The following is a 3,373-nucleotide window of genomic DNA, read 5'->3' as shown; positions in this document are numbered from 1 at the left end:
TAAAAAGGCGAGTATCAGGCGCAAGCAGAAAATAGCTGCCATGAATATTGCCTATTTGGAGCAAGTAATATTGGCGGGAATCCAAGGTTTGGATAAAAAATGAGCATACGTGTTCTCGCCCTGTCAGATATCCCAGTTATTGATGGTAAGCCGTATTGTAATCTTATTGATCTAGGTCATTTTGTTTACAAGATTGGTTTGATTTCAAAGTTACCAGATGAATATCAGAATTTTACATTCTATACCGATGACCCAGATCTATTTTACTCGCAGCAGAATCGAAACAACGAACTGACTTGGTCTGTTCATCCTAGTTATCGTAAGTACTTGAATATAAGTTAGAAATAATAGCTAACAAATAAGGATACGTGTCGCGCAGCCGACACTTCTATCCGGGTGTTGGACAAGCCCGGACAGCCTTATTAAGCAAATTGGTCGATTGGCATTCGGTGGGGGTTGCGCCCGCGGTTTTCTTCAGGGCGAGCGTAGCCGGGAAGTGACCACGGTGTGTTTCACTTCAATGGGTTACCGCCTGAATTCGGTCTTGCGTTGGCTTTCTCCTCGTTGATGATGCTACGCCATTCTCCTTATTCTGTTTGCTTTCCGGCTATCCCGGTCGGGTGATGCCGACGCAGTGCATGGCTTGCTGGCAGTTTGGGCAGTCCCGTGTTGCTTTCAGTGGCTCGGTTTTCACAGACAACTGCCATGTCGGCAAGCTGAGTGTATTTACAAGGACAGTCACGTCAAAGCACAGGCAAAATTGTCTCGCTACCTTGTTGAGCCTCGGGCGGGCATTGTCTACAATGGCGCACTTTATTCATACATCAGGTCATGAACATGAGCGACACTAACGATAAACCAGCTTTACCCGATCATCTTGCCGGTAACCCTCGCAGCCCACACTATGTGGCGGAGTGTTTTGAACACCATATCGGCATTCGTCTGAATGGCAAAGAGCGTACTGATGTTGAAGAATATTGCATCAGTGAGGGTTGGGTCAAAATCCCTTCACCGAAAGCAAAAGATCGTTTTGGTCAGCCAATGTTGATCAAACTGAAAGGCCAAGTAGAAGCTTTCTATAAATAAGCAAGAAGCTTTCAATAAATAAGTAGTTTCTTACTGCTTATAATCCAACACATAGAGTGAGAAAACTGCCAGCTCTATGTGTTGGATCAACTGTCTTTATAAACCTCTCGGCAGCTTTCATATCCCCATGCTCGTTATTTATACTTGTTACTAAACGTTTGGCGTTTAATGCAATTTAAGCGTTTACGTCATTGGTGAGTTACAAAATGTGCTTATTCATCCCAGATTGTGGCGCTATATAAAAGGAGGTGATTTTGAACCAGGAAGGTTTTAAGGGCGAACAATTACCACTTCAAAAAGAACTCATTAATTCTGCATGTATATTTTTTATTTTTAGCCTCTTGGAGACTAGTGATTCGTGATATTCCCAAAAGCGTTAACTATTGGTGACAAAATAGGCTTCTTTTCACCGTCTTCACCCGCAACAGTATTCGCACCCAATCGATTTTCAAGAGCGAAAGCCTACCTGGAAGGTCAAGGGTTTGAGCTGGTTGAAGGAGCCTTGACAGGATGTTCAGACTCATATCGCTCTGGATCAATTCAGGCCAGGGCTGAAGAGTTCAATCAGCTTATCCGAGATCTAAGCATTCGATGCATTATGTCGACCATTGGCGGTAATAACAGTAATTCATTATTGCCATATATTGATTACAAGGCTCTGAGAAAAGATCCAAAAATCATTGTTGGTTATTCCGATGTGACTGCACTTTTACTTGGTATTTATGCACAAACGGGTCTTGTCACTTTTTATGGACCCGCTTTAGTGGCATCGTTTGGTGAGTTTCCGCCTTTAGTTGATGACACTTTTCAGTCATTTCTGGATATATTGAGTTCAGAGAAAAGTGAATATAAATATCTCATGCCTGAACGCTGGACAGACGTTAAACTGGATTGGGAAACACAAAATACGGCAAAGCCTGTTCTTAGCAACGAATGGACATTTCTTGGGGGCGGAAAAATCACCGGGCGTATTATTGGCGGTAATCTGAATACCATGGCAGGTATTTGGGGAAGCCATTATATGCCAGAAATACACTCAGGTGACATACTGCTGATTGAGGACTCATTAAAAGGAATTGAAACTGTTGAACGTTCGTTTTCTCACTTAAAGGCTTGTGGTGTCTTTGACAAGCTTGGAGCGATAGTGCTTGGTAAGCATGAGCTTTTTGATGACAAAGGAACAAATCGTTCGCCATTAGACGTCCTGCTTGAAATTCTTAATGGTCAGACCATGCCAATATTATATGGCTTTGACAGTTGTCATACCCATCCCATGTTGGTGACACCTTTAGGTGTGCAAGCCAGCATTGACTTTGATAATCAGGTTTTTCAGCTGGAAAGCCCGTGGTTAGCCGGAAAATAAGCAATAATTCAGAGAGCTCGTTACCAGGACAGACACCGCATAGCGTATCGCATTACCAGGACAGACACATTATGCGTGGTTAGGACAATAGCCATTACCAGAACAGGCACACTATTCGTAGTTAGGACAATTGATGATTAAGAGGAAATATGAAATTTCTTAGTCCGGATCAGTATCAAAAAGCCTGTCATGAGCGGTTTGATTATTATCTGAATCAAGTACGGAGGCTGTTGCCAGCAGCAAGAGTCGAGCATGTGGGAGCGTCATCCGTTCCAGGCGCTATTTCAAAAGGTGATCTTGATATCTTAATTGGCGTTGATGCGCACGAACTGGAAGATTCTGCGCGTATTTTGCTCACCTTGGGGTTCCAAGAAAAGAGAAACACACTGAGAACAGCTGAACTATGCATGCTTGAGTCAACAAGCGAAGATGTGGCTTTTCAGGTGGTAGCGATAGGCTCAGAGTTCGAGTGCTTTGTGGATTTTCGTGACAGGTTACGCGCATCTCCAGATTTAGTGGTTCAGTACAATGTGTTAAAGAAATCGTGCGAGGGTTTGTCACACGACGAGTACCGTGAAAAGAAGTCGACGTTTATTGAGCACGTTTTAGCGCAGGTATAGCAAGAGATAATAAGGACAGTCATGATAGTTACAAGGACAGTCACGCATAAGTCAGAGCCAGACAGACCTGTACCAGATTCAAAAATTCGCTTTCATATTCTTTTTATAAAGACTGATTTATATCGTGCTGGAATACAAAGTCAGATTTTATGTCTTTTACATGATTTCCAGGCGTGCGGTGGCATACGAATGTATCGCTGTTGAGGATCTGTTTGCTGTGAATGGGTTAAGGGAGCTGTACACCGGTTCGGCGCTGCCGGTTCAATTTCGGCAAAACAGCTTGAATTGACGAGGTGGTGCCAAT

3 protein-coding genes are annotated in these 3,373 nt (G+C 43.3%); all 3 read left to right on the top strand.

Annotated features, from left to right (window positions below; all coding sequences use genetic code 11):
• Nucleotides 1–837 precede the first annotated feature (837 nt).
• Nucleotides 838–1,086, top strand: coding sequence for a DUF3297 family protein (locus IFO68_RS21730; protein WP_161445949.1), 249 nt, complete (start codon nt 838–840; stop codon nt 1,084–1,086).
• 358 nt (nt 1,087–1,444) lie between these two features.
• Entirely contained in the window at nt 1,445–2,449 is a 1,005-nt protein-coding gene (locus tag IFO68_RS21725; RefSeq protein WP_192017835.1) for an LD-carboxypeptidase, read from the top strand.
• Between the two features lie 149 nt (nt 2,450–2,598).
• Entirely contained in the window at nt 2,599–3,069 is a 471-nt protein-coding gene (locus IFO68_RS21720) for a GrpB family protein (protein ID WP_192017834.1), read from the top strand.
• The last annotated feature ends 304 nt before the right edge of the window (nt 3,070–3,373 follow it).

Source organism: Photobacterium arenosum (assembly GCF_014841115.1).
Classification (GTDB): Bacteria; Pseudomonadota; Gammaproteobacteria; order Enterobacterales; family Vibrionaceae; genus Photobacterium; species Photobacterium arenosum.
This window is presented reverse-complemented; position numbering and strand designations above follow the sequence as displayed.

Coding starts and splice junctions, on each gene's coding strand:
- IFO68_RS21730 (WP_161445949.1), top strand. CDS start 838: ATGAGCGACACTAACGATAAACCAGCTTTACCCGATCATCTTGCCGGT.
- IFO68_RS21720 (WP_192017834.1), top strand. CDS start 2,599: ATGAAATTTCTTAGTCCGGATCAGTATCAAAAAGCCTGTCATGAGCGG.